32 protein-coding genes are annotated in these 25,352 nt (G+C 68.0%); 11 read left to right on the plus strand and 21 right to left on the minus strand.

What is annotated here, in order from left to right; translation table 11 throughout:
• Positions 1-205: 205 nt before the first annotated feature.
• Positions 206-388 (minus strand): hypothetical protein, encoded by a 183-nt coding sequence (locus IEX72_RS00005; protein ID WP_188785209.1) that lies wholly within the window; start codon positions 386-388, stop codon positions 206-208.
• Positions 389-485: 97 nt separating this feature from the next.
• On the opposite strand from IEX72_RS00005, the gene IEX72_RS15475 reads away from it, so the two are divergent.
• From IEX72_RS15475 to IEX72_RS00020, 3 genes are all read left to right on the plus strand, one after another.
• Positions 486-734 (plus strand): Rossmann-fold NAD(P)-binding domain-containing protein, encoded by a 249-nt coding sequence (locus IEX72_RS15475; RefSeq protein ID WP_394354584.1) that lies wholly within the window; start codon positions 486-488, stop codon positions 732-734.
• Positions 735-813: 79 nt separating this feature from the next.
• Positions 814-2,262: an APC family permease gene (locus IEX72_RS00015; protein WP_188785211.1), complete on the plus strand. Its 1,449-nt coding sequence runs from the start codon at positions 814-816 to the stop codon at positions 2,260-2,262.
• A 3-nt stretch (positions 2,263-2,265) separates the two neighbouring features.
• Complete coding sequence (locus IEX72_RS00020) at positions 2,266-2,919, plus strand: potassium channel family protein (RefSeq protein WP_188785214.1); 654 nt, start codon at positions 2,266-2,268, stop codon at positions 2,917-2,919.
• Here the strand turns inward: IEX72_RS00020 and hisE are convergent.
• Positions 2,916-3,218 (minus strand): phosphoribosyl-ATP diphosphatase, encoded by a 303-nt coding sequence (gene hisE, locus IEX72_RS00025; RefSeq protein ID WP_188785216.1) that lies wholly within the window; start codon positions 3,216-3,218, stop codon positions 2,916-2,918. The genes IEX72_RS00020 and hisE overlap by 4 nt on opposite strands.
• Before the next feature lie 103 nt (positions 3,219-3,321).
• Here hisE and IEX72_RS00030 point away from each other — a divergent pair, with 103 nt between their 5' ends.
• Together IEX72_RS00030 and IEX72_RS15075 are read left to right on the plus strand one after the other, a co-directional pair.
• Positions 3,322-3,705, plus strand: a complete 384-nt coding sequence (locus IEX72_RS00030; protein WP_229663670.1) for a hypothetical protein — start codon at positions 3,322-3,324, stop codon at positions 3,703-3,705.
• Complete coding sequence (locus IEX72_RS15075; RefSeq protein ID WP_229663671.1) at positions 3,680-3,865, plus strand: hypothetical protein; 186 nt, start codon at positions 3,680-3,682, stop codon at positions 3,863-3,865. The genes IEX72_RS00030 and IEX72_RS15075 overlap by 26 nt, the downstream gene beginning before the upstream one ends.
• Before the next feature lie 23 nt (positions 3,866-3,888).
• On the opposite strand, the gene IEX72_RS00035 is transcribed toward IEX72_RS15075, so the two are convergent.
• The 7 genes from IEX72_RS00035 to IEX72_RS15325 form a co-directional block, all read right to left on the minus strand.
• Complete coding sequence (locus IEX72_RS00035) at positions 3,889-5,754, minus strand: PINc/VapC family ATPase (RefSeq protein WP_188785225.1); 1,866 nt, start codon at positions 5,752-5,754, stop codon at positions 3,889-3,891.
• A 102-nt stretch (positions 5,755-5,856) separates the two neighbouring features.
• Positions 5,857-6,516, minus strand: a complete 660-nt coding sequence (locus tag IEX72_RS00040; protein ID WP_188785227.1) for a non-canonical purine NTP pyrophosphatase — start codon at positions 6,514-6,516, stop codon at positions 5,857-5,859.
• A 59-nt stretch (positions 6,517-6,575) separates the two neighbouring features.
• Positions 6,576-6,863: a DUF5808 domain-containing protein gene (locus IEX72_RS00045; protein WP_188785229.1), complete on the minus strand. Its 288-nt coding sequence runs from the start codon at positions 6,861-6,863 to the stop codon at positions 6,576-6,578.
• A gap of 124 nt (positions 6,864-6,987) precedes the next feature.
• Positions 6,988-7,308 carry a helix-turn-helix domain-containing protein gene (locus IEX72_RS00050; protein ID WP_188785231.1) on the minus strand — a complete coding sequence of 107 codons (321 nt, stop codon included), beginning with the start codon at positions 7,306-7,308 and terminating at the stop codon, positions 6,988-6,990.
• A gap of 83 nt (positions 7,309-7,391) precedes the next feature.
• Positions 7,392-8,048 (minus strand): DUF6517 family protein, encoded by a 657-nt coding sequence (locus IEX72_RS00055; protein WP_188785233.1) that lies wholly within the window; start codon positions 8,046-8,048, stop codon positions 7,392-7,394.
• 45 nt (positions 8,049-8,093) lie between these two features.
• On the minus strand, positions 8,094-8,909 hold the full coding sequence (locus IEX72_RS15410) for a hypothetical protein (RefSeq protein WP_326838249.1): 816 nt from the start codon (positions 8,907-8,909) through the stop codon (positions 8,094-8,096).
• A gap of 1 nt (position 8,910) precedes the next feature.
• Complete coding sequence (locus IEX72_RS15325; protein WP_268238863.1) at positions 8,911-9,039, minus strand: hypothetical protein; 129 nt, start codon at positions 9,037-9,039, stop codon at positions 8,911-8,913.
• Positions 9,040-9,166: 127 nt separating this feature from the next.
• Here IEX72_RS15325 and IEX72_RS00065 point away from each other — a divergent pair, with 127 nt between their 5' ends.
• Both IEX72_RS00065 and IEX72_RS00070 read left to right on the plus strand, forming a co-directional pair.
• Entirely contained in the window at positions 9,167-10,612 is a 1,446-nt protein-coding gene (locus IEX72_RS00065; protein WP_188785235.1) for a carotenoid oxygenase family protein, read from the plus strand.
• Positions 10,613-10,916: 304 nt separating this feature from the next.
• Entirely contained in the window at positions 10,917-11,840 is a 924-nt protein-coding gene (locus tag IEX72_RS00070) for an NAD-dependent epimerase/dehydratase family protein (protein WP_188785237.1), read from the plus strand.
• Between the two features lie 84 nt (positions 11,841-11,924).
• Here the strand turns inward: IEX72_RS00070 and IEX72_RS00075 are convergent, their stop codons facing one another.
• Positions 11,925-12,869 (minus strand): NAD-dependent epimerase/dehydratase family protein, encoded by a 945-nt coding sequence (locus IEX72_RS00075; protein WP_188785239.1) that lies wholly within the window; start codon positions 12,867-12,869, stop codon positions 11,925-11,927.
• Positions 12,870-12,957: 88 nt separating this feature from the next.
• Between IEX72_RS00075 and IEX72_RS00080 the strand changes: the two genes are divergently transcribed.
• Positions 12,958-13,455: a zinc ribbon domain-containing protein gene (locus IEX72_RS00080; protein WP_188785241.1), complete on the plus strand. Its 498-nt coding sequence runs from the start codon at positions 12,958-12,960 to the stop codon at positions 13,453-13,455.
• Between the two features lie 52 nt (positions 13,456-13,507).
• Here the strand turns inward: IEX72_RS00080 and IEX72_RS00085 are convergent, their stop codons facing one another.
• The 9 genes from IEX72_RS00085 to IEX72_RS00125 all read right to left on the minus strand — a co-directional run bounded on the left by IEX72_RS00085 (position 13,508) and on the right by IEX72_RS00125 (position 20,622).
• Entirely contained in the window at positions 13,508-15,118 is a 1,611-nt protein-coding gene (locus IEX72_RS00085; protein WP_188785243.1) for a bifunctional N(6)-L-threonylcarbamoyladenine synthase/serine/threonine protein kinase, read from the minus strand.
• Positions 15,119-15,134: 16 nt separating this feature from the next.
• Positions 15,135-15,452 carry a 30S ribosomal protein S24e gene (locus IEX72_RS00090; RefSeq protein ID WP_188785245.1) on the minus strand — a complete coding sequence of 106 codons (318 nt, stop codon included), beginning with the start codon at positions 15,450-15,452 and terminating at the stop codon, positions 15,135-15,137.
• A gap of 97 nt (positions 15,453-15,549) precedes the next feature.
• Positions 15,550-16,107 carry a GTP-dependent dephospho-CoA kinase family protein gene (locus tag IEX72_RS00095; RefSeq protein ID WP_188785247.1) on the minus strand — a complete coding sequence of 186 codons (558 nt, stop codon included), beginning with the start codon at positions 16,105-16,107 and terminating at the stop codon, positions 15,550-15,552.
• A 3-nt stretch (positions 16,108-16,110) separates the two neighbouring features.
• Entirely contained in the window at positions 16,111-16,308 is a 198-nt protein-coding gene (gene spt4, locus IEX72_RS00100) for a transcription elongation factor subunit Spt4 (protein ID WP_188785249.1), read from the minus strand.
• Positions 16,309-16,887 (minus strand): DNA-directed RNA polymerase, encoded by a 579-nt coding sequence (locus IEX72_RS00105; RefSeq protein WP_188785251.1) that lies wholly within the window; start codon positions 16,885-16,887, stop codon positions 16,309-16,311.
• Positions 16,888-16,890: 3 nt separating this feature from the next.
• Positions 16,891-17,343, minus strand: a complete 453-nt coding sequence (locus IEX72_RS00110; protein WP_268238865.1) for a twitching motility protein PilT — start codon at positions 17,341-17,343, stop codon at positions 16,891-16,893.
• A 21-nt stretch (positions 17,344-17,364) separates the two neighbouring features.
• Positions 17,365-18,594 carry a translation initiation factor IF-2 subunit gamma gene (locus tag IEX72_RS00115; protein WP_188785701.1) on the minus strand — a complete coding sequence of 410 codons (1,230 nt, stop codon included), beginning with the start codon at positions 18,592-18,594 and terminating at the stop codon, positions 17,365-17,367.
• Between the two features lie 127 nt (positions 18,595-18,721).
• Complete coding sequence (locus tag IEX72_RS00120; RefSeq protein WP_188785253.1) at positions 18,722-20,251, minus strand: DUF402 domain-containing protein; 1,530 nt, start codon at positions 20,249-20,251, stop codon at positions 18,722-18,724.
• Positions 20,248-20,622, minus strand: a complete 375-nt coding sequence (locus IEX72_RS00125) for a DUF7532 family protein (protein ID WP_188785255.1) — start codon at positions 20,620-20,622, stop codon at positions 20,248-20,250. Before IEX72_RS00125 ends, IEX72_RS00120 begins: the two co-directional genes overlap by 4 nt.
• A 242-nt stretch (positions 20,623-20,864) precedes the next feature.
• Here IEX72_RS00125 and IEX72_RS00130 point away from each other — a divergent pair, with 242 nt between their 5' ends.
• Positions 20,865-21,869 (plus strand): PrsW family intramembrane metalloprotease, encoded by a 1,005-nt coding sequence (locus IEX72_RS00130; protein ID WP_188785257.1) that lies wholly within the window; start codon positions 20,865-20,867, stop codon positions 21,867-21,869.
• A gap of 31 nt (positions 21,870-21,900) precedes the next feature.
• Here IEX72_RS00130 and IEX72_RS00135 read toward each other — a convergent pair whose 3' ends face one another.
• Positions 21,901-22,590: a riboflavin synthase gene (locus IEX72_RS00135; protein ID WP_188785259.1), complete on the minus strand. Its 690-nt coding sequence runs from the start codon at positions 22,588-22,590 to the stop codon at positions 21,901-21,903.
• Between the two features lie 145 nt (positions 22,591-22,735).
• Between IEX72_RS00135 and IEX72_RS00140 the strand changes: the two genes are divergently transcribed.
• Both IEX72_RS00140 and IEX72_RS00145 read left to right on the plus strand, forming a co-directional pair.
• Complete coding sequence (locus IEX72_RS00140) at positions 22,736-23,632, plus strand: DUF7139 domain-containing protein (RefSeq protein ID WP_188785261.1); 897 nt, start codon at positions 22,736-22,738, stop codon at positions 23,630-23,632.
• A gap of 73 nt (positions 23,633-23,705) precedes the next feature.
• Complete coding sequence (locus IEX72_RS00145) at positions 23,706-24,728, plus strand: cell division protein FtsA (RefSeq protein WP_188785263.1); 1,023 nt, start codon at positions 23,706-23,708, stop codon at positions 24,726-24,728.
• A 67-nt stretch (positions 24,729-24,795) separates the two neighbouring features.
• Here the strand turns inward: IEX72_RS00145 and IEX72_RS00150 are convergent, their stop codons facing one another.
• On the minus strand, positions 24,796-25,281 hold the full coding sequence (locus tag IEX72_RS00150) for a hypothetical protein (protein WP_188785265.1): 486 nt from the start codon (positions 25,279-25,281) through the stop codon (positions 24,796-24,798).
• Between the last annotated feature and the right edge of the window lie 71 nt (positions 25,282-25,352).

The following is a 25,352-nucleotide window of genomic DNA, read 5'->3' on the forward strand; positions in this document are numbered from 1 at the left end:
TCGGAAAGGTCGAGTTTCACGACGGCAGTTCGACGCACATCCATAACTTCAGAGAGTACCTGACGGTACTTATACATTCGGGAGTCAGTCGGTCGGAGTATGCCGGTTGTGTCGTACTATGTCGGTTCCCTCTCCGGCCTACTCACTCCCTTTGCTACGTTTCGGTCGCTCCTTGAGGCCGGAGGCTCCACCTCCAAAACGCTGATCACGGCGGATCGGCCCCGTTTGCGGGGAACGAGGCGTCTCCGCGCACCGAGTACCCCGTGGCCACCCCCAGTTGTTCGAGGTGATCGTTCACCACCGCAACGGAGGTGGCCAGGAGGTCGTCGGCACGGAGACGACGATGGAGGTCAGGGATCGCGTACGACGTCGCTGTCGGGCCCGACATCGCGGGTGAAAACCGACGCGGTCTGAGAGCCCCCACAGGAGAGTCTCTTTCCCACCCGCGTCGCTGCGAACGGTCCGTCCAGCACCGCCGGTGGAGTGTGGCGGCGTCCGTGCGCTCCAATCTGGGGTTGGTGGAGGACGTCAACGACCTCAACGTGCTCGACGCCGGCGGGCCCGCGAACGCCGCGTGGGTGGAGTCGCTGACCTCGCTTCTGATCAACGTGGCACAGCGTAACGACGACCTCTGGGACCTCGGCGTCCGGTTCCAGGAGCGGGCCACGTCGGCCACCCCAACCCGTTGTCGGTCCGGCCGACAGACATACTCCGACTGTTCGCCACAACTGTAAAACGTCGTGAGTGGTGTTGGTTAGTAACGCGACACACATTGATGAACATCGGTATCACTACGCTGGTGGGGCCGGAGAGATGAGCGGTGAGAGCCGGTCGCCGAACGCCGAACTCGGACTGCTGGACGCGACGATGATCGGTGCGGGGATCTTTGTGTTGACCGGGCTGGCCGCCGAGATCGCCGGCCCGGCTGCGATCCTCGTCTTTGCGTTAAACGGCATCGTTACCACTTTTACCGGGCTGTCGTACGCAGAACTCGCTGCGTCGATCCCCAAAAGCGGCGGCGGGTACGCGTTCGTGCGGGAGATATTCGACGACCTCGCCTCCTTTGTGATGGGGTGGATGCTCTGGTTCGCCTACATGATCGCCGGCGGGTTGTACGCCCTGGGGTTCGCCCCGAACTTCCTCGAACTCCTCCACGTCTACGGGGTGGTGCCGCCGCCGGGTCAGGTGGGCGCGGTTGCGCTGCCGGTTGTTGATGCGGGGATCCCGCTGGCGTTCTTGCTCGCCTTCGTCGCCGTGCTCGCGCTGGTGGCGTTGAACGCGGTCTCGACTGCCGCAAGCGGGAGTGCTGAGACGGTGTTCACGATCATCAAGGTGAGCATCCTCGTCGTGTTCGTGGGGTTCGGGCTCGCCTCGCCGATGTTCTCGGGCGCGGAGTTCCAGCCACTGTTCCCGGCGGGCGGCGGCGCCTTCGCCATCCTCCCGGCGATGGGACTGACGTTCATCGCCTTCGAGGGGTATGACCTGATCACCACAGTGACCGAGGAGGTCCAAAACCCCCGCGAGAACATCCCGAAGGCGATCTTCGTGAGCCTCGGGGCGACGGTCGTCGTCTACCTCGCAGTGGTGACCGTCGCGATTGGAACCCTCGGTTCCGGCGGACTCGCGGAGGCCGGCGAGGCAGGGATCGCCGCCGCCGCGACCTCGTTCATGCCCACTGGTCTCCCGGTCATTCGGAACGGCGGCGCGCTCATCGTTTTCGGCGCGGTGTTCTCGACGCTGACGGCGCTGAACGCGGTCGTGATCGCCTCCTCCCGCGTGGCGTTCTCGATGGGGCGAGAGGGGCAGTTGCTGCCGTCGGTCGGGCAACTCCACCACCGGTACGGCACTCCGTTTGTTGCGATTCTCGCGAGTGCGGTCGTGATGCTCGGGTCGGTCGCGCTGCCGACGCAGAGCGCGGGCAACATGGCGAGTCTCTTTTTCCTCCTGTCGTTCATCATCGTGAACGTCGCAGTGATTCGGCTCCGCCGGGAGCGGCCGGACATGTACCGGCCCTACGAGATGCCGCTGTACCCGCTACCGCCGCTGATCGGCGTGGTGCTCAATCTGGTTCTGACGGTGGTGTTGGTGGAGTTCCTGATCCGGACCGACCCGCTCGCACTGGGGCTCAGCGCGGGGTGGATCGCACTGGGCGGCGTCGCGTACGTCGTGCTCCGGCGGTTGCGGGGTCGGACCGGGCGGACGGCCTCGGCGGGCACGGAGCCAGGAAGCGACACCGAAATGAGCCCGGAGGTAGACGACTGACCCATGACCAGCGACCGCAACGTGATCATCGCCGGCGGTGGGCGTGTTGGCTTCCAGACGGCGGAAATACTCGCCGACCGCGGTCACGACGTGACCATAATCGAGCGCGACGAGAACGTGGTCGCCGAAATCGCCGACGAGTGGGTCGCCACGGTCATCCAAGGCGACGCGAGCAACCCCGAAATCATCGAGCAAGCGGATGTTGACCGCGCCGACGCGGTCGCGGCACTCACCGGTGATTCGGGGCTGAACCTCGCCGTCTGTCTGGCCGCCTCGGAGTTGGCTCCGGGGGTCAGGACGGTCGTGCGGATCGACCGCGCGGCCGGCGAGTCGTACACCCGGTTCGTCGACGCGGTGCTGTTCCCCGAGCGGGCCGGCGCGCGGGTGGCCGCGAACGAAGTCCTTGGCTCCGACGTCCAGACGCTGGCGGACGTAACCGGCGACCTCAACATTATTCTCGTCCGGATCGCGGAGGGTGCCCCCGCCGCCGGCAGACAGCTCGCGGAGGTCCGGCTGCCCGACGGGGCGCTGATCGTCTCCGACGCGAACGGCGAGCGGATCGCCCGGTCCAACACAACGCTGACCGCCGGTCGCCAGTACGTTGTAGCCATCGAGCCCAATGTCGCTGACGAAGTCATGAACCTGCTGCAGGGCTAAAACCGATCCCGAAGCTCCACCCGAAGGTCGTCGAGGCTGGCGTCCTCCATCGCGAGCACCACCAGCAGGTGGTAGACCAGGTCCGCGCTCTCGGCCAGCACCTCCTCTCTGTCGTCGTCTTTCGCGGCCAAGATCGTTTCGGTGGCTTCCTCGCCGAGTTTCTCCAAGACGGCGTTTTCGCCCTTCTCGTGCGTGAAGAGCGACGCGGTGTAAGATCCGTCCGGCAGGGTCTGTTTCCGGTCTTGGATTGTGGCGAACAGTTCATCAAGCACCGCTTGTGGGTGCGTGTCGTCGTCCATACCCACTGATACCGTGGTCGGCGGAAGAGTCGACCGGTTCGGCCGGCGGGGCCACACCGGGTGCGTTCGCAACGCGCTTGACGCTGTGATCGGGATGGCTCGTATGGTGCTGCCACAGGCGCTGTCGCACACGGCGCTGGCGGTCGTCGCCGCCTCGGTCGGCGGCGTGGTCGCGATCTACCGCCCGCCGGGGCCGCAGATGGAGAGCAGCGTCCAACACTTCGCGGCCGGGGTCGTCACCCTCGCCGTCGCCACCCTGCCGGAAGTCCACGAACGCGCGCCCGCTGTCGTCGTTTTCGGGTTCCCCGCCGGCGTCGTGACGATACTCGGCAGCCACCGGCTGAGCGGGGCGGTCGAGAGGCGCGGGGTGGACGGCCAGTTCGCCGGCGCTGCCGGACGGGACGGGGGCGGCCAGGAAACTCGCGGTCCCGGCGGTCTTCGGGCTACGCCTCGCGTCGGGGGTGACCGGCGGCGTACTCCCGCTTGAGGGCGTGACCGACGCCCCGGTCGCGGTCGTCCTCGCGGTTGGCTCGGCCGCGCTGTTGTGCCTCGTCACCGAGGAGCTACTGGGGACGGTGCCAGAGACCCCGACCACGCTGTTTTTCGTCGGGGTCCTCGCGATCTTCCTGCTTGATGTGCTTCACTGAACAGTATTCCGACGCTCGGCCGGTTACGCCGGGTGGACGGTGATCCGCTGTTTTCGGTCGATCGCGGCCTCGAGTTCGTCGGCGATCGCGCTGCCCCGGGAAACTTGGATCTCGCCGCCGCGGCCGACGGTCGCGGTGAAGAGGTACTCTTCGTCCGCACGGACCTCCACGGTCTCGCCGACGTGTTCGTCCAGTCGGATCGCCACGTGCCGGGAGGTGACCTCCGGGGTGACGGTGATGCCGTCGCCGTCGGGTGGGGTGGCGGCGCCACCGCCCGACCCACCGGGGGCGCCCGAACCGCCGGCGCGACCGCCGGGCCGTTCGTCGTGCGTCCGCACGTCGATATCGATTCCGAGCCGATTCTCCACGTCGGAGATCCGGCCGCCGCCCTTCCCGATCACGCTGGAGATGTCGTCGTCGTCGACGTAGACGATCGCGGTGTTTTGCCCCTGGAGTTCGACCTCGACGTGACCACGCGCGATCGATTTGATCTCGCGTTCGACCTCTTGGCGGGCCAACCGGCTCACGCCGGTTTCCTCGCTCTCCGTGCCGTCGAGCGGCACCGTGATGACCTGGCGGTTGAACGTGTAGATCTCGTATTCGGGCCGCCCGGTCTCGAAGTCCGCGACCTGGATCACCGGCCGCGCGAGGTCCTCCGCGGTGAGGCCCTCGGGCACCTTCACCTCGGTCGTGACGTCGTAGACGGTATCGACACGGCCGTCCTCGATGTAGACCACGGTGTCGACCACCTGGGGGATCATCCCGAGTTCGACCCGGCCGACGAGTCGTTGGAGCGCGTCGATCGCGCGAGTGGCGTGAACGACGCCCACCATCCCGACGCCGGCGAGGCGCATGTCCGCGAAGACGCCGAAGTCGTCGGTCTTCCGCACCTCGTCGTAGATGGTGTAGTCCGGGCGCACCAGAAGCAGCGAGTCGGCGGTCTTCGCCATGTCGCCGTCGAGGGCGGTGTACTGGGTGATGTCGGGGCCGACCTGGAGGTCGCGGGGCTTCTCCATCGTCTTGACCGCGTAGTCGCTGTCGGTCAGAAACTCCGCGACCGCCTGCGCGAACGTCGACTTCCCCGCGCCGGGTGACCCCGAGATCAGGACGCCGCGCTGGCGTTCCGTGAGTCGGTCCCGGAGTTCGTCAGCAAACTCGTAGTCGTCTAAGTCGGTCTTGACGATGGGCCGGACCGCGGTGACCTCGACGCCGTCGGCAAACGGGGGTCGGGCGACCGCGATCCGGTAGTCACGAAACTGCACGATGCTCATTCCCGGCTCTGAGAGTTCGAGAAAGCCGTCGGGGCTGGTCCGGGCGGTTTCCTCGATGTCGTCAGCCCACTCTTTCATCGTGGTCTCGTCGGTGACCTCGTCGGCGATGGGCTGGTAGGTCATCTCCCCGACAGCACCACGTTTGGCCTTCGGGCGCGTGCCGGTCTTGAGGTGGACCGACATCGTCTGGTCGTCGAAAAAGTCCGCAATGATCAATTCGCCGGAGCCACGGATCCGGGGTTCCACGTAGTCGACGTCGAGGCCCTTCGCTTTCGCGACCTCCGATTGGACCACGTCGCTTGTGAGCAGGGCCGCGCCCTCCTCCTCGGCGACATCGCGGATGAGCGCGTCGATGTCGCCCTCGTGGGCGCCGGACGACTCGCTGGGTTTGGTTCGGCGGCCGACGTACCGGACCTCGGTGTCGCCCGCGTCGGCGAGGTCGGCGAGCCGCTGAAGCTCCTCGAGTCCCTCCCACCCGGCATCGAGACCGTCGTTGGCCTGGGATTCGAGTTCGCCGACGACCGCCTCCGGAACCGATACCGTCGCCACGTCGCCTGACTCGACCCGCTCGGACACGCGACCGTCGATGACCGCGCTCGTGTCCGGTACGATATGCATACTCCGAAATTCGGCCGTCGGACTGATAAGGGTATAGACTCGTGACGTCGGGTCGCCCCCGTAGAGACTGGAGATACCCGTCCGGCGGCGGTGACGGGCCGGCTACTCCCCGACCGACCGCGCCTCGAACCACTCCGCGAACTTCGCTAAGGCGCGACCCCGGTGGGAGATCGCGTTCTTTTCGTTGGAGCGCATCTCCGCGAGCGTCCGCCCGTCGTGCTCAAAGATGGGGTCGTAACCGAATCCGCCGTCGCCGCGGGGTTCGACCAACCGGCCGCGAACAGACCCGTAGAACAGCTTCACCGGGAGGGCGTCGTCGGCCGCCGACGCGACTCTATCCTCGTCGACGCCCTCGACGCCTGCGGCCGCCGCGGCGCTCCGATCCTCGCGGTCGACCGGGTCGGGGGTGGCCGCGAACTCGTCGCCGTCACAGTACGCCAGCACGCACCGGAACGCTGCCCGCTGCGGGGCGTCGAGTTCGCTCGCGGCGAGGCGCTGAACGGTCTCGATCCCCAGCGTGTCCTCGACGTAGGCGGTGTACGGCCCGGGAAACCCCTCGAACCCGTCGATGAACAGCCCGGAATCGTCGACTAACACCGGCTCGCCGGCGTGGCGGTACGCCTCCCGGGCGCCGGTGGCCGCGATCGGCCCCAAAGCGGAGGCCTGCACCTCGGTGTAGTCGTAGTCCAACTGTTCGACGCCGTCGAGGTACGCCCGGGCCTCCCGGACTTTCCCCGAGTTGGTCGTGACGTAGCGGAGCATCTGCGAGAGTCTGCGCCGGCGCGGGAGAAAGCCCCGTCGGTTCCGTGCTGAGGCTCGCCTCAGTCGACAACGACTTCGACCGGGTCGTCCTCGTCCTCGTCGTCGGTGTCGGTGTCGGTGTCGGTGTCGTCGGTGCTGTTCTCCTGCCAGAGCAGCACGGCGACCACCGCGAGCACGACCCACGACCGCCAGCTCGCGAGGTTGAGTGTGTAGCCGATGCCGAACGGCTTCTGGACGAGCATACTGTCGCCGGGCTGCCAGTGCGAGGAGACCAGTCGGCCGAGCGAGGGCCGCTCGAAGTTGTACGGGACGCCGAGGATCTCACCTTGTTTCGGTTTGTCAGCCATACGGGGACGTACGCTCGGTGGAAGTAAATCGTTTGGCATACCCGGTGGGTCGTGGTTCGTTACGCGATTGCTGGCCAGGAAACCGCCCTCGGGCGGGAGATCCGGCCGAGACCGCGCCGCCGGGTCAGTCGTCAGCCACCGACGTCGACGGCGCCGTCGACGCGTTCACCGCTCGAGCCACCACGTCGTCGAAGTCCACACCATCGGTCCGGTAGATCTCGCGGTTGTCGGCGGCCACCAGTCCCCTCTCGGTGATGGCGTAGAGGCCGCTTTTCGGCGCCGGCCCCACCCGTTCGAGCAGCCCGTAGTCCGCGAGCACCGGCAGCCGCGTGTTGATGTATGACCGGTCGCGGTCGAGTTCGTACGCCAGGTTCGCCGCGTTGTTGCGGCGGCCGTCGGCGAACGCATCGAGGATGTCGAAGTCGGTTGGTACCGTCAGTCGCATACCGGTGAGACGCAAACGCTGGGATAAAAACCCAACCTGCCGGATATCAGCGCTGATTCTGGAGTCCTCCCGCCGGCGCGTGACTACGCGTCGACCGGGTGGTCGATTGCGCGCAGCAGAGAGAGGACGTTCGGCTCCTCGGAGGCTTCGAGCTGTTGCGGGTAGACCCCGATTGCGACGACAAAGTCGTCACCGCTGCGATACTTCGTGACGTGAACGAAGACGTCGACCTCCTGGCGCTTGATTGTCGCGGTCGCGGAGAACTTCGTTACTGTGGTCTCAGTGCCTTGGATGGTGACGTTCCGTTGGCTCACGCGCTGGATGTCGCCCAACCCGGAGTACTGCTGTTGGACGAACTCCACCAGCCGAGCGTTCGAGTAGCTGCCGACCGGGTTCAGCGTCTGGCCGGCGACCTCCACTGCGGGGGTCGTGACGATGTTGAACACGCCGACGTCGGCCTCGCCGAGCGGCCCGAGGTCGGCGCTTTTCGTGTACCCGGCGATCCGGTTCGTGGCCACCACCCGGCGCTCCTGGCCGCCGATATCAACGCTCCGGTTAATCGTGAGCTCGCGCGTGCCGTTGTACTCGTAGCCCGCCTCGTCCGCCGCGGACCCGGAGACCGCAGCCGGCTCCGCCGAGAACCGCAGCGGCTCGCTCCCCGTCAGAAATCCGATACATCCGCTCGTCACCAGCAGTAGCACGACGGCGACGGCTGCAGCCCCCCGGCGATTCGGTGTCATACCGCGTAGTTATCGCCCAGACGTGATTAAAACCGCGGGTCCGCGTCACCCGAGGTACGCCACCGACACCGTGGTCGGCCCCGCGTCGGTGCGGAGGGTCACAGCAGCGACCAGTTTCGCACGCACCGTCTGCCGCCACTCCGCGACCGCTGTCCGGTGGCGCTCCCGGTGGCGTTCGCGGGAGTATGCGTTGTCCGACGCCCGGAGATCGTCCTCGGTGTCGTCGACAGTGGGGTAGGTCGGCGGGTCGGCGACGAACCGCTCGGGCGGGATGCACACCGGCGCCGGCTCGGCGGCGCGCGTCTCGTCGTCCGCTTCCGTCGCCTGCTCGGAGCCTCCGCCGGAGTCGTCGCCGACGACACCAACAGCGTGGAGCCGCGCCCGCATCCGACCCGAAAACGGCGGCGTGACCCGGAGCACGATCTCGCGATTACCCCGCGCGGTGGCTTCGAGCGCGTCGACCACGTCGCTCTCGGTCACCGCGAGCGACCCGATCCGCCGGGGGTCCGCCGACGACCGGGAGGCGTCGGCGTCCGGCGCGGTGTGCTCCGACGGACGTTCACTCCGAGCGGAGGCGTCGCTCCCGGCGGTTCCAGCCTTCGGAGCAGTCCCGGTGTCGTCGGTGTCGTCGGTGTTGTCGGTAGCGTCGGTAGCGTCGATGTCGTCGGTAGCGTCGATGTCGTCGGTAGTCCCGGTGTCGTCGGTGTTGTCGGTAGCGTCGGTAGCGTCGATGTCGTCGGTAGTCCCGGTGTCGTCGGTGTTGTCGGTAGCGTCGGTAGCGTCGATGTCGTCGGTAGTCCCAGTGTCGTCGGTGTTGTCGGTAGCGTCGGTAGCGTCGATGTCGTCGCCCGGTCGGGTCATCTCACTCCGCCCGGCGCCGCGCGCCGCCGGTCCCGAGTTTGCCGTCGCACTCGGGACACCGCGCCCGGAACGACCCGGGCGAGACACGACACCCACACTCCTGACAGACGAACGATTGCCGGCCGCTCATCACGACCCCGTATTAGCGCTGTTGTGTGTTAACTCTTGTCGTGTTTTGCCGGCGGGTCAAGATTCGACGGCGTGGAGCGGCCGCTCGGAGCCAACGCCTACTTGCCGGGCAAGCCCGACCTGTCTGTATGGCGGATCACCCAGGGTTTCATTCGCTCCACGACGAGGCCGCGGCGTCGCTGTCGGTCGAGGGATCGCTCCCACCGTGGCTCACCGGCAGCCTCGTTCGGAACGGTCCCGGCGCGTTCTCGTTCCCGGGCGGGAGTGCCGTCGACCACTGGTTCGACGGCCTCGCGATGCTGTACCGGTTCACCTTCGACCCCGGGGAGGGGCAGGTCCACTACCGCAACCGGTTCCTCCGGACCGACGCCTACGAGGCCGCCCGGGCGGGGGAGTTCGACGGCGGGTTCGCGACGGGCGAAACCACGCTCCGGTCGCGGCTGGCGACGTTCCTCAAGAGCCCCTACGATAACACCAACATCATCGTCGAGCGGGTCGGCGACGACTTTCTCGCGCTGACGGAGTCCCCGCGGTGGGTCGTGGTCGATCCGGACACCCTCGACACGACCGGTCACGTCACCTACGAGGGATCCGCGCCGTCGGGGCAACTCTCCTGTGCACACTTCAAACGGGATCCTGCAACGGGGCGGCTCCTCACCGTCGACACCGAGTTCGGCCGCACCAGCACCTACCACGTCTACGCGATGGACGGCCCGCAGGACCGCCACCACATCGGCAGCGTCGACACCGACAAGCCCGCGTACATGCACAGTTTCGCGATCACCCCACGGTACGTGCTCCTCACGGAGTTCCCGCTCCGACTCGACCCCCAGCGGTTCCTCAAACCCGGCCGGCAGGACCCGTTCATCGAGCAGTTCGAGTGGGAGCCCGGCAGGGGAACCCGGGTAATCGTGGTCGACCGGACCACCGGCGAGACGGTCGCGACCCCGACGGCGGAGCCGACCTTCGGGTTCCACCACGTCAACGCGTTCGAGCGCGCCGGCGGCGACGAGATCGTTTTCGACCTCGAGACCGTCCCGGACGCGACCACCATCGACTCGCTGTACCTCGACGAACTCCGCGCGGGCGACCTCGACACACTCGCGGGACGGTTGGACCGGTTCACCGTCTCGCTCGACGGCGACAGCCGGTACGGCCCCGGCGACGCCACCGTCGAGCGCGAGACCCTCTACGACCAGGGGACGGCGCTGCCGACGGTCTCGCCCGCGCGGTGGTGTCACCGCCACCGCTACGTCTACGCGATGAGCATGGACCAGCCCGCGACCGGGTGGGCCCACGGCGTGCTGAAGATCGACGCCGACACCGGCGACGCGGTCGAACACCGGGACGGAGGGGACTACCTCGGGGAACCGATCTTCGTGCCCGACCCCGGCGGCGACGCCGAGGACGACGGCGTGGTGCTCTCGGTCGCGCTCGACGACGCCGACGACACCTCGCGGCTGGTGGTCCTCGACGGCGACACGCTCACCGAGCGGGCGCGGGTCACGCTTCCGCACCAGGTCCCGTTCGACTTTCACGGCCGGTACCTCCCGGACGTGCGGGTCGCGGAGTAGTGGACAGCGGCGACGGGGCGATTCTGTGGGACCGCTACGAGCGGGTGGTGTTTTGTGGTACGATTGCTGGCGAAAGCCGCTCTCGGGTGGGAATGGAAGGGGCCGCGCTCTCGACGACGGTGGCCGACGAAAGCACTGCAGGAGCGAACGTAGTGAGCGACGAAGCGCGCAGCGAGGCCCCCGAGTCGAGAGCGCGGGGGCTTCCGAAGCCGTCTCTATCCTGTTGCCAGCAATGTTACTCTTGATCACACAGTACCTGCGAGCGTTCGAGCAATTTTATACGTCCCCGACGGGTCGAACGCGTATGCAGAACGAACGCGTGCTGGTCACGGGCGGGGCGGGGTTCATCGGGTCGAACCTCGCGAACACGCTCGCCGTCGACAACGACGTCGTGGCGCTGGATAACGGGTACCTCGGCACGCCCGAGAACCTCGACAGCGACGTCGAATACGTCGAGGCGGACGTACTCGACGAGGGACTGCCGACCGATGTCGACGTCGTCTACCACCTCGCGGCGCTGTCCTCCCGCCAGATGCTCGAGGAGAACCCCCGGCAGGGCGCCCGCGTCAACATCGAGGGGTTCGTGAACGTGGTCGAACAGGCGCGCGCCGACGGGTGTGACACCGTCGTGTACGCCTCAACCTCCTCAGCCTACGGGAGCCGAACCGAGCCGAGCCCCGAGGACATGGACCTCGAAGCCGCCACCGGGTACGACGCGTCCATGCTCGGCCGGGAACGGTACGCGGAGTACTACGGCGACTTCTACGACGACCTGACGCTGGCGGGGATGCGCTTCTTCTCGGTCTACCAGGGGTACGGCGGCAACGAGGGCCACAAGGGGGAGTACGCGAACACGGTGTCGCAGTTCGCCGACGGCATCGCGAACGGCACTCCCCCGGTGCTGTGGGGCGACGGGTCGCAGACGCGGGACTTCACCCACGTCGACGACATCGTCCGGGGGCTGACGCGGGCGGCGGAGGCGGAACTCAACGGCGTTTACAACCTCGGAACGGGCGATCCGTACTCGTTCAACGAGATGGTGGAGATGATCAACGACGTCCTCGGGACCAACGTCGACCCGACGTACGAGCCGATCCCGCTCGCGAACTACGTCCACGACACCTGCGCGGACATCTCGAAGATCCACGAGGCGACGGGGTGGGAGCCGCAGATCGAGTTCCGCGAGGGCGTCCGTCGGGTGTGTGCGCCGTATCTCGACCGCGATTGAACGGCGGATTGGCGGCCGAGCGGCGTCTCGGTGCCCCGGGCACCGCCCCGAAGGTCGCAGTCACGCGCCCCTCCGGTATCCGGGTCACGCTCCGTCGGCCGCCCGGAGCTCCGCGGCGAGTTCGCGGGTCGCGCGCCGGACCGCCTCGTCGCTGGACTGCGTCGGCTCCCACCCGAGCGCGGCGAGTTTCTCGATCGAGAGCCGCATCTTGGGGACGTCACCGGTCCACCCGCGGTCGCCGCCGGTGTAGGTGTACTCCGGGTCGACCTCGAGTTCGTCGGCAACGATGTCGGCGATCCGGTTGACCGACGTGGTCGTCCGCGTCCCGAGGTTGTAGGTGTTCAGCGAGCCGCTCGCGTGCTCGACGACGTGACAGATCGCGTCAACGCACTCGGTGACGTGGAGGTACGACTTCTCCTGTCTGCCGTCGCCCAGGATCTCCAGGGTCCCGGGGTCCGCAAGCAACTTCTGGATGAAATCCGGGATCACGTTGCCCCGTTGTCTGGGGCCAACGATATTCGCAAACCGGAAACACCAGACCGTCATGCCCTGCGAGTGGGCGTACGTCGACAGCAAGGCCTCGTCGGTCAACTTCGACGCACCGTAGACGGAGATGGGTTCCAGCGGGGCGTAGTCCTCGGGGGTCGGCCGCGGCGCCTCGCCGTACACCGTCGACGACGAGGTGAACACGAAGTTGTCGACGCCGACATCGTCCATCCGTTCGAGCAGGTTGTAGGTCATGGCGGAGTTCTCCTCGAACAGCTGACGGGGGCGTTCGTAGTTGGTGTCCGTGTACGCCGCGAGGTGACAGACCACGTCGACGTCCCGGGTGATGAGACGCTCGACGTCGTCCGCGTCGGTGAGGTCGGCCTCGACGAACTCGACGCCGTCGGGGACGCGCCCGCGAGTCCCCTTCGAGAGGTCGTCCGCGACGACGACGTCGCTGTCCGCCCGCAGCCGGTCGGCGAGGTGGGAGCCGATGAGCCCGGCGCCGCCCGTGACGACGATCCGCTGTCCGGTCAGATTCATACTGCGTCTGGTCGAGCGGGCCGAATAGAGGTTGTGGTAGCGCGACCGAACCCGCAAAACCTAATCGGCGGCGGGAGAACGGTCGGGTATGGCCAGCCAGTCGAAGCGGCCGTGGCTTGCGGCGTTGCTCGCCACGCTCGTCACCGGTCTGGGGCATTTCTACCTCCGACGGTGGACACGCGGCCTCGGGTGGTTCGCCGCCGCGGTCGCGGTGTCTGCGCTGTTCGTCCCGCCGGAGGCCGCGCGGGCGCTGCTGTCGGGGTCCGAGGGCGATGTCGCGGACGTCGCACCGCTTCTCGCGGTCGGTGTCGCGAGCGTCGCCGACGCGTACGTGCTCGCTCGGATGCGCCAGCGCGGCACCCGCAACCGGGAGCGCGGGCCTCGGGGTCGGGCCGACACTGAGCCGTCCGCGGAGTTCGAGTCGGAACCGGAGACCGGACCCGGCGACGGAGCGGGGCGCACGACGGTCGGGCGGGCGTCGGGCTCCGCCGGGGCGGAGTGTCCGGAGTGCGGCGAGGAGTTGGACCCGGACCTCGACTTCTGCCCGTGGTGTACCGCGCGGCTCGACGAGTCCGGCGAGGAGTAGGGCCGTATCTTCGACGTGGGGCCGCTCGGGCGCGGCCGACGCCGCCCGTCCCTTACCCCTGATACCGGCCGCGCCCCGCAACCTCCCGCAGGCGGTCCAGCACCGCCTCGTCGCCGTCGGCGGCGTAGCCCGCCTCGAACGCCGACAGCAACGGGCCCGGGTTGGTCGCCATCCCCGCGACGCTCCCGCGGAAGACGTGGAGGTCCACGGCGTGGTCCTCGACGTGGTCGGTGTTGTACCCCAGGCCGAAGTCGATGAGGAACACGGCGTCCGCGGCGCCGTCGCCCCCGATCCGGACGTTTCGAGTCGTGGGGTCGCCGTGGACGAACCCCGCGGTGTGGATCGTCGAAAGGTGGCGCCCAACCGCCCGGCATCGCGCCGGCGTCAGCCCGGCGGCGAGGTCGTCGGTGCCGACCCGCTGGAGGATGAGCGTGCCCTCAGCGGGGTCGATGTCGTAGACGACGGGGGTCGGCACGCCGACGCGGCGCGCGGCGCTCGTGAGTCGGGCCTCCGCGCGGGTCCGCGCCCCGCGGAGCCGGTCGTCGAGGGCGGGGTGGCGGTACGCCTTCGGCACGCGGCGCTTCACCACCCGATCCCCGTCGATCGTCACGGTCGCCTCCGCGCCGCGGATGGTCCCCGGCGCTGTCGGGTCGCGGGCCACCGACGCCTCGCCGGCGCGCCAGGTCACCGGCACCTGGTCCGGCCGGAAGTTCGGGTCGACGCCGGAGTCCGCGACCGCGACGGTGTCGCCCGCGGCGTACATCTTCGCGCCCAGGACCGCGATCATCCCGGCGTTGTCCCGGAGGAAGCGTGGCTCGGGCGCGTAGAAGTCGGCGCCGCGCTGCTCGCACATCGATTCGAGCATCTCCCGCAGGCGGTCGTTCTGGGCGACCCCACCACCCAAAACCAGTTCGTCGGTGCCGGTCAGCGACAGCGCGCGCTCGGAGACCTCGGTCAGCATAGCGAACACCGTCTCTTGGAGCCCGAAACAGACGTCTTCGACCGGGACGCCCCCGTCGATCGCGTCTTTCGCGGCCGAGGTGATGCCCGAGAAGGAGAAGTCCATCCCCTTGACCACGTACGGGAGGTCGTGGTACTGTCCCTCTCGCGCGCGCTGTTCGACCTTTGGGCCGCCGGGGTGGGACCACCCGAGGTGGCGCGTGAACTTGTCGATCGCGTTGCCGACTCCGGTGTCCATCGTCTCGCCGAGCACCCGGTACCGGCCGTCGTGGTAGCCCAGCAGGTGGGCGTTCGCGCCCGAGGCGTTCAGACAGACCGGCGAGTCGAAGCCCGAGCGATGCCGGCCGATCTCGAGGTGGGCGATCATGTGGTTGACGCCGACCAGCGGCACCGACAGCGTTTGGGCGAGCGCCCGCGCCGCGGTGCCGACAACCCGGAGACAGGGTCCCAGTCCCGGCCCGCGGGAGAACGCGACCGCGTCAACGTCGAAGGCGTCACCCTCGCCGGTGTCGGCGGCAACGTTGAGGATCTCGGCGACGACTTCGGGAATCGCGGTCCCCATGTGCTCGGCGGCCTCCCGCGGGTGGATTCCACCGCTGTCGGGTTCGTAGGCGTCGGACTCGATATGGACGTCGTCGGAATCGGTGTCGTACAGCGCCGCACTCGCGGCCCACGCAGTGCCTTCGAGTCCGACTACTCGCATCGAAAGTGGGGCCGGTTCAGGCCTCTTCGGCGTCGGCGTCGGCGTCGGTGTCGGCGGCTTCGATCTTGTTCCGGTCGAGCATGTGGTCCTGCTCGATGTCGCGGGCGAAATCCGGCGACTCGTAGACTTTCGCGTAGCCGACCGTCTTCCGCATCCCGAACTTGGTGTCGAGGTCGTGAACGACGACCTCGTCGGACTCTTTGTTCAGTTTCGCTGCGAGGCTGTCGCGCACGGAGAGTCGAGACGGCGTCGCCTCCTCGTGGGCGATCTCGAAGCGGACGTCGGACCGATGCAGCATCGGGTTGTCGTCCTCGGAGATGATATCGATTTCCATCGTTCAGTTACTCTACCTTCCACCGGAAAGGAGTAAAAGGATTTCGAAGGGCGGGACGCGACCCCGGCGGACCGCAACCGGGAGCCCCGACACCCGCTCACTCGTCAACGCCGAGCGCCGACACGGCGCCGGAGACGTCGCCGTCCATCCGTTCGAGCAGCGACCGCATCTCCGCTTTCGTTTCCGGCGTGACCGCGACGCGGACCATCCCCGCCCCCGGCTGGCCGTAGACGACTGTCGACCCGATCGGTGCGATGAGGACCGCAGGGAGGGTCGCGAGGTCCTCCTCGCCGTCGACGACGACGGTGATCGGATCGACGTCCGCCTCTGGGTCGACGGCCGACCCGGCGACGGCGTCGGCGAGCGCGGCCAACAGCGGCTCGCCCAGCGTTCCGGGTTCGTTCGCCACATCGCGGCGTCGTTCGGGGTCCGACAGCGCCTCGCGGATCTCCGCTGTGACCGCTTCCCGTTCGGTTCGGCCGTCGATCACCGCGACCGCGGGCGGGTGGCCCGCCGCCCGGAGGTGGTAGGCCACGACGTCGCCGACCGCGATCACTGGGCGACCGGCGTCCGACAGCAGCGCCGCTGGGTCCGTATACACCGGTCCGAACGGGTTTTTGAACGCGCCGCGCAGCTCCGGCGGCAGGGAGAGCATCGCTCAGCGGACTTTGAGCGCGTAGCCGCCGGGTTCGGCGACATTCATCTCCTCGGCGATCTCCGAGCGCTCCGGATGGGTGATCACGACGTACCCCGCCCAGTCCTCGGTGAGGCTGCTGGAGCCACAGTTGTCACACGCTTGCGCGTCGCCGTGGTTGATGTGGTGACACTCCCGGCAGGCGAGGCGGGATTCGGCCATCTACTGCCCCTCCGCCTCGGTCGCGGCGGTGGCGGCCTGTCGCTCGGATTCCAGCCACCCGTGCTTCCCGAGCCCCGGCTGCTTTGCGGTCAGCCCGATTTTCGAGTCGCGGGGGTTGCGCTCGTCGATGCTCTTTGTGACCACCCGGACGCGGACCGAGTCGCCGACGCTCAGGGTGCGGTTCGATTCCGTCGAAGCGAGCTGTTGGTTCTCCTCGTCGTACGCCAGATACTCGTTGGAGATCTGGGAAACGTGGAGCAGGCCGTCCACCGGCCCGATGCCGACGAACGCGCCGAACTCCACGACTTCGACGACCTCCCCGTCGACGACTTCCTGCATCGAGGGGTCGAAAGTGATGGCGTCAAACGCCGCCTCGTAGTAGACGCCGGCGCGGCCGGGGAGCACCGTCCCCTCGCCGACGTCGTGAACGGCGACAACGCTGACGACGCTGCCGGCGTCCTCGTCCATCCGGCCTTCGAGTTTGTCCTGCAGGAGCCGCTTGACCCGCTGTGGCGTCACGTCCGCGAGGTGCCGCGGGGGCACCTCGACTGTGTCTGTGAGTCGTACCCGTTTGTACATGCGTTATGGTTCTGTTATCTGCAATGTGGTTCGGCCCCTTAAACCGAGCACACGAACACCGCGTTCGAGCAATCGGTCGCGGAGCGGCCTGTCGTTGGTGACGGCGTAGCCGGCGTTTCCGGCATCGTCGTCGTTGGGGTCGGCGGCGTCGGCTGCGAGTTCGACCACCGCGTCGTCGGCGTACGACGCCTCGGTCCCGACCACGCGACACCGGTCGGCGAGGTCGCGGCCGACCGCGGCGGCGGTCGCCTCCGTCCCGTTGCCCGCGGCGGCGAGTTTCTCGAGTTCCGCGAGGACCGGCCCCGGAACGACGAGGTCGGCGTCGCCGACGACCCGGTCGAGTTCGTCGAACACCCGTACGTTGAGTTCGACCGGCATCATCAACGCGTTGGTGTCGAGAATCACCGTCGGCGCGTCCTCCGCGTCGCCGCGAGTGTCCGCGTCACGATCGGTCACTCGTGGCACGGACGGACTCTCTCACTGCAGCGTCCCGATCCCGATGAGCCGCCACCGCGCGCCGACTCGTCGGTTGATTGCGATCTGAGCGCCCGATTCCGCACACACCGGGCGCTTCAGTTTGACCTCCGCCTCGTCGCCGCGGGCGCTGGTGACCGACCCGACGGTGGTGGCGGTGCCGACGGTGAGCATCAGCGGCTCGCCGGTCGAAATCTCCTCGACGGAGCCCTCGTCCTCGCCGACGATCCGATCGAGGAGTTCGACGCCCATCGTGAACTCCTCGCGGGTCGGCGGGAGCGTCCCGGGTTCGCCCGCGACCTGGCCGGCGAGGGCGTCACCCTTCGTCAGACTGGGGTCGAGTCCGGTCCCGATGCCACACAGGCCGCCGGGGGAGACTTCCTCAACCGACTGGCCGCCGGCCTGCAGCGACCTGATCTCGGTGGATATCGGGCGCCACTCCGAGGCGCCGCCCTCCTCGACTTCCCGACCGGGGCGGAGTTCGAGTTCCGCGCCCGTTTCGAGTTTCCCTTGGACCACCGACCCGCCGACGACGCCGCCGGCGAGGTCCGTCCAGGTCGTTCCGGGGCGGTTGATGTCGAACGACCGGGCGGCGAACAGGCGCGGGTCCTCGGTCTCGTCGCGCTCGGGGGTGGGGATCTCCCGCTCGACGGCGTCGATCAGGAGGTCGATGTTGACCTCCTGCTGGGCGCTAACGGGCACGATCGGCGCGCCCTCGGCGACAGTGCCGGAGACGAACTCCTCGATCTGCTCGTAGGACTCGACCGCGCGCTCGCGGTCGACGAGGTCGATCTTGTTCTGGGCGATAACGATGTTGTCGATCCCGATGATGTCCAAGGCCATGAGGTGCTCCTCGGTCTGGGCCTGGGGGACGTCCTCAGTGGCGGAGACAACGAGGACCGCGCCGTCCATGATCGCGGCCCCGGAGAGCATCGTCGCCATAAGTGTCTCGTGGCCCGGTGCGTCGACGAACGAGACGGTCCGGAGCCGTTCGGTCGCCTCCCCGTCGGGGCCGGTCTCCTCAACCGTGTAGCACTCCGGCGGCTCGACACCGTCGATTTTCCTGAGCGTGGCGTCGGCGTAGCCCAGTCGGATCGAGATCCCGCGCTTCATCTCCTCCGAGTGTTGATCCGTCCACGACCCCGACAACGCCTGGACGAGCGTCGTCTTGCCGTGGTCGACGTGGCCGACGAGTCCGATGTTCACCTCCGGTTGCTGTGTTTGTTGTGTCACCATTGACCTCCTAGAGAGAATCTTGGGGAATCTTTCGCCGCGAGCGAGTGATAAACTTGCTGTTCTCGCCGCGCGAGACCGGATCGAGACCCGTGCGACCGGGTGGCAGGCGGTTTGGGGGCCGTGTTCACTCCGACAGCGCGCGCTCGAGGCTCGCTGCCACCGACCGGGCCTTCTCCGCGGCCGCCGGGGGGACGTGACCCGCGTCGACCGCGGCGTCGAGTTCGTCGTCGTCGACCCGCTCGACCGTCCCGTCCGGGCGTTTCACCACGTCGACGTGGAGGTCGACGTACCGGACCGAGTCGGGGAAACACTCCACGGGCGTACAGACGTTGACGTAGGTCCCCTTCGACTCGCCCCCGTCGCTCCGGTAGACGGTGGGGTACCACCACCGGCCCTCCCGGACCTTCGTGGTGGCGGTGTCGCCCGGCGTCCGCTCGGTCCCGAGCGCGTCGTACGTCCCGCTGCCGGACATTTTGCGGGTGATTTCGAGGGTGCCGTCGGGATCCCAGTCGGTGACCTCGCCGCGACCGAGGGTGAACGCCCGGCCGTCCGGCTTGCCGTGGCCGATCGCGACGGTGTCGCCCGCAGTCGGCCCGAACTGCCGGGTCACCACGTTGAAGGGAAACTCCGGGCCGGAGTCACCGGAGGCGTCGGAGGCGTCGGAGGCGTCGGCGTCGTCACTGAACTCCGACCCACACAGCGCCTCCGCGAGGTCGACGCCGGCGCTTGCGGCCTCGCTCGCTGCCTTCGTGCGGTGATGGCCGGGCATCGTCGGCGCCACCCGGCGGCGGGCGTCGTCGAGCGCGGCTCGGGACTCGCCGCCGAACCACACCCACCGGCCGCGTTCGGGAGTGGCCACACGTCCGGGCGCCGAACCGGCGTCGGGGGTCGAGTTGCCACTCGAGCCGCCTTCAAGCGCGTCTTCGTCTTCCAGCGCCGCCGCCCGGTCGGCCGCGCCGTCAAGTGCGGCCTCCAGTCCGTCCATCCCGGCGCGGGTGGCGGCGTGGGCCCACTCGATGCCCCACCCGTCGGGGACCTCGACACCGAGGAGGTCGGTCATCCCCGCGAGTTCCCGTCCGGCGGCGTCGTCGCGGGTGTCGACCGTGACGCCCTCGCGGCCGCGGGTCAGGGTCACAAAGCCGCTGCGGGCGCGGATTCCCGTTCCCAGTTCCGCGCGCCGGTCGGTCCACGGCGGCGCGCTCTCCCGCACCTGGACGCGGAGTGTGTCGCCGTCTTCAACAGACGCGTCGGTGGCGCTGTAGTGGAGAAACCCCTCCGCGGCGCCGAGGTCACAGACCGCGCCGGAGCCGAGCGTGTCGGTCACGCGGGCGTCGAACACCGCACCGGGCGGCGTGGGGTCGTCCCACGCGAAGGTGTCGCGGCCGACGTCCAGGACCGCCTCGACCGCCGCGATGGCGTCGGCGCCGCCGTGGACGCCGACGCCCTGTCTGTCGTCGGTGGTCGCGACCGTCGCGTCGTGGGGGCCGTCGCCGAAGTCGGCGTCGAATCGCTCGCGGATCGGCTCGGACGCCCCGACCACTTGGGCGTCGGTGTCGAGCAGCAGTCGGGTGACGGCAGTGGTGTAGATCCCGCGGATCCGGACGTTCGGGCTCCCATCTCCCTCAGCACCCGCCGTCGACTCGTCGCCGCTCATCGGAGGGCGTCCCCGTCGACCGCAAACCGCACCCGGTCGTGGACGGTCGCCCCGAGCGAGAGTTCGACCACGTCGTCGGAGAGCACCCGACCGCCCTCGACGGGGACGCCCCACGTCCCGAACCGGAGGTAGCCGCGGAGGTCGCTGCCGTGGGTGAAGAGGTCGAGGTACTCGACGGTGTGTTCGTTGATCCCGCCGGCGGTGTGGGCCATGTCCATGTCCGAGTAGAGCACGTCGCGGTCGAAGAACTCCTCGAGGTGGTCGGCGTCGCGCTCGACGGCCGCGGCGACGGCGTCGGACGCGTCCCGGATCTCCGCGTCGTCAAGGCCGACGTCCCGGAGCGCCGCCTGGGTTCGCTGGTCGAAGTGCATCGTGAGAAGCGGTAGGGTCCGGCGGGGTTTGAATCCCGCCAGTCGCGTCGGGGGCACCGGACGGAGGGTTATATGCGATCACGGGGCCACACCCGGCGTGATCTAAGGGTCGCCCCGCGGCGGGTCGCGGTTGCCCGGCACGCCGGCGCGGGGACACCGGTGTGCCGGCTGTTCGCCACGCGACGGTTCCGGCGGTTCTCCGGGCCGAAGACATTAGGTCGCGGGCTAGCAATCGAATTCCAATGAGCCAGCCGCGGGATCCGGTCGAGGAGGCGGCGGAGGACTCGATGGACCTCTACGACGTCGCCACCTGGGAGGTGCGTAGCCGACTCGACAGGGTTTCGGCGGTCGTCTGGTGGGCGGCGGCCGGCTCCGCCCGGCTGGCCGTTATTGGGATCGCGTTCCTCCTCCTCGTCGGGATCGGGGGGTTCGCAGCGATCACCGATCCCGAGATCGGGGTGCTCACGGTGTTCTCGGCCGTCCCGGCGGTCGGGTTGGCGGCGTATGTCTACTCCACGGACGTCACCTCAAGCGAACCGCTGTCGCTGCTCGTTGCAACGTTCCTGCTCGGCGTGTTGACCGCGAACTTCGCCGCCGTGCTCAACACCGTCCTCCGGCCGTACTTCGGTGGCCTCGGCGCGGTGGGGATGGTGCTGTTTTTCTTCGTCGTCGTCGGGCCGGTCGAGGAGGTCGTGAAACTGCTCGCAGTCCGGCTGTACGCCTACACTGACAACCGGTTCGACGCCGTGCTCGACGGCGCGGTCTACGGCGCGATGGCGGGGCTGGGCTTCGCCGTCATCGAGAACGCGCTGTATATCACCCGTCAGCTCCCCGCGACCGGGCTCGACATCGGACTGGGGCTGATCGGCGCGGGCGGTGGGATCACCGCAGTCCGGGCGTTGGCCGGCCCGGGACACGTTATTTACTCCGCGATCGCGGGCTACTACCTCGGACTCGCGAAATTCAACTCGGGGCAACGGGGGCCGATCGTGGTGAAGGGAGTCCTGCTCGCGGCGTTCGTCCACGCGGCGTACAACGCCACGGTCGGGATCGGGTCGGGCGTGATCGGGCTACTCACCGGCCTCTCGGGGCTCGCACCCTTCCTGATCTACGTGATCATCTACGACGGAATCTTGGCACTGTTCCTGCTCGGGAAGATCCAGCAGTACCGCGACAGCTACCGGGAGGCCCACCAGCCGGCGCGGACCGAGACCGACTTCGAGTCGGAACTGACCGAATTCGAGTGACCGGGCGACGAAGACACCGTCGAGTCGGGGGTCACTCCCCGGCGATCCGATCCGCGTACCCCTCGATCATCCGCTCGACGTATTTCGCGATCACGTCGACCTCAAGATGGACGGGATCGCCGACCGACTTCTCCGAGAGGTTGGTGAGGTCGTATGTGGTGGGGATGATCGCAACCGCGAACCGGTCGGCGCCGCGCTCTGCGACGGTGAGGCTGATCCCGTCGATCGCGATCGACCCCTTGCCGACGATGTACCGCTCGATCTCCTCGGGGAGGTTGAACTCGAAGACCCAGTCGTCACCGACCCGCTCGATCCCGGTGATCTCGGTGGTGGTATCGACGTGGCCTTGGACGAGGTGGCCGTCGAACCGGGCGTCGGCCGCAAGCGCGCGTTCGAGGTTCACGGCGTCGCCCGCCGCCACCGACCCGAGGTACGTCTTCTCGACTGTCTCCGTGGCGAGGAACACCTCGAACTCGGGCGTCGGGCCGGTCTGGAACGCCTCGACGGTGAGACACACGCCGCTGACCGAGATCGACTGACCGTGGTGGAGGTCGTCGTAGCTGAGTGGTGCGTCCGCGACGCTTGCGTCGGTGTCGTCGGCGTGAGTCGCCGCAGCAGCGTCCGACTCCGTGCCGTCGGCCGCGATACGGAGCCGGCGGCCGCCCTCGTCTTTGGTCGCCTCGACCACGGTGCCCGTGGTCTCGATGATTCCGGTGAACACACGCCGTATTGGGGCACAGCGCCGAAAAACGTCTCGGAACCAGGCCCAGCGGGGCGTCGTGGCCAGTGCGCGAGTCCAACGTCCGGTCGCAAAACGGCGCCCGCATGGGGCGAAACTATTTGCTCCTCGTCGCAATCGTACACGTATGGAGCGAAACGGACTCGCCGCACGCCTCCACAAGTGGCACCGCCGGTTCATCGGGCCGGTGACCGACAGCCGAACGGTCTATGCGGGGTTCGCGCTCTTTTTCGCGGGCGTGGGACTCGTTGTCGTCTCGATCGCGACCTTCCTCTGGAGCACCACCACCGACCCCGCGGGGACGTTCAAATTCGTCCTCAGGGAGCTTGCAGTTGTGACTGGTGCTGCGGGGATCCCGACGGTCCTGCTGGGCGTGACGGTGCTTTTGCCCGTCTCCCGTCGGATCGACGCGGTGGGTGCCGCCGGCGTCGGACTCTGCCTCGTCGCCACCGCGCGGTTCGCACAGGTGTATCCCGACGCGTGGTACCCGAACGCGAGTGTGGTCGTCGGCCTCTACGCCTTCGGCGCCGTTGCGGTCGTCGCCACCGCAGGCACCGCACTCTCCGGGTACTACGCCGAGCAAACCGGCCGGCGCCTCGCCCGCGAAAAACTCGACGAAAACGGTGACGGGGCCGCGACGGGCGGCGTTGACGCCGGGGAGACGGTCACCGACGAGCAGGTCCAGGCCGACATCGACGATGCGATGTCGGGTGCGGAGGTCAACTGGGGCGGTGTCGAGCGCGACTCGGGGCGATCGATCACGATCCGCTCCCCGGAGACCGACGACGTCGAGATGTCCGGCGCCAGTGCCGCAAACACGACCGAATCCCGCGGGGAGAGCGTCGATGACGCGGTCGCAGGACTTCGGGGGCTCCGCGGGGAAGGGCCGAAGACCGAGAGCAGTACCTCCGGAACCGGCGAACAGGCCACCGCCCTAGCGGAACTTCGGGCGACCCGCGAGGAGTCGGAGTCCGTAGACGACGGCGGCGGGATCATCGACAGGGTGCGGTCGCTGTTTCGGTGAACGGGCGACGCCGCTCGTGGCGTGGGAACGGTTCACACTGAAGGTTTTTATTGACGCCTTCTGAGGGGGACGTATGGCCCGTGGTTTAGACGTCGGCACGATGAACATCATCTCCTCCCGGCCCGAGGGGGATGGCACCACCTTCGTACAGCAGCGGAACTCGTTCGTCGAGATCGAATACAGTGACATGGCCGAGCAGATGCTCTCCCGCAGCGAGGTGCTGCACATCCGGAAGGATGACAAGGTGTACGTCGTCGGCGACGACGCCCTGAACTTCGCGAACATCTTCAACAAGGAGACCCGGCGCCCGATGGAACAGGGCATCCTCTCGAGCGAGGAGGCCTCGGCGATCCCCATGATCAAACTCATAACCGAGCAGGTGGCGGGCACGCCCGAGAGGCAGGGCGAGAAGATCTTCTTCTCCTCGCCGGCGGATCCGATCGATTCGGATCTTTCGACGCTGTACCACCAGAAGACCCTGGAGTCGATGCTTGCAGACACCGGATTCGACCCCGAACCAATCAACGAGGGGATGGCGGTGATCTACAGCGAACTCGCGGACAACAACTTCTCCGGACTGGGCGTTTCCTTCGGCGCGGGGATGACCAATATCTGCCTGGCGTACTACGCGGTGCCGGTCATGAAATTCTCGATCGCCCGCGGCGGCGACTGGATCGACCACCAGGCCGCACAGGCGACCGGCACGCCCGTTGACAAGGTCACGTCGATCAAGGAGGACGACTTCACGCTCGATTTCACCACTGATGTCGGCGGAGTCGAGGGCGCGCTGTCGATCTACTACGAGAACCTGCTGGATTACGTGATCGAGATGATCTCCCAGGAGGTCGACCAAGAAGACGTCGAGGAGGGCCTCGACGTGCCCGTCGTGGTGACAGGCGGCACGTCCAGCCCAGAGGGGTTCGAGGAGTTGTTCGCCCAGCATCTCGAGGACGTCGACATCCCGTTCAGCATCAGCGATGTCCAGAGCGTCGACGACCCGCTGTACAGCGTCGCTCGCGGGGCCCTGGTTGCCGCCCGCTCCGAGGAGGAGTCGAGCGGAGGCGGCGCGGCCACGGAACAGCAGTCCGAGGACTGACACGGAGTCACCGACCGGTCTGTCCGCGCGTCCGGGGTCGCCGGCCACAGGGTCGGTCGCCAACCAGCTACGCTTCCTCGGCCCCGTCGTCATCCTCCGAGTGGTCGGACTCTGCGGCCTGCGGGTGGGGCGTCGCGTCAGCACCGTCGAGGGATGCACCACGGTCGCTTGCCTGCTCCCCGTCGGGGCTTCCGGTGTCGCGGTCCGCGTCGGTGTCGCTTCCCTCCGTTTCGGTGTCGCGGTCCGCGTCGGTGTCGCTTCCCTCCGTTTCGGTGTCGCGGTCCGCGTCGGTGTCGCTTCCCTCCGTTTCGGTGTCGCGGTCCGCGTCGGTGTCGCTTCTCTCCGTTTCGGTGTCGGCAGTCCGTGCCGACTCGTCCACCGCGTTGGCCGTTCGAAACCGTCGGAGCGCGTCGTCCCACGTCTCCGCTGCGGCCGACGCCCGGGTGTGGTCGGACTCGACATCGGCGAAGCCACACTGTTCGCAGTAGACCGACTGCAGGTCCCCGTCCAGTGAGATCCACGTGAGTCGGGTCCCGCACCGAGGGCAGTCCATATCCGGGTGTACGGACACCGTCGTAATTGGTGTATCGCCGAGTCGGTGGGGTCCGGCCCCGGGGTCGGGCC

Source organism: Halobellus salinus (assembly GCF_014646875.1).
In the GTDB taxonomy this organism is placed as follows: domain Archaea; phylum Halobacteriota; class Halobacteria; order Halobacteriales; family Haloferacaceae; genus Haloquadratum; species Haloquadratum salinum.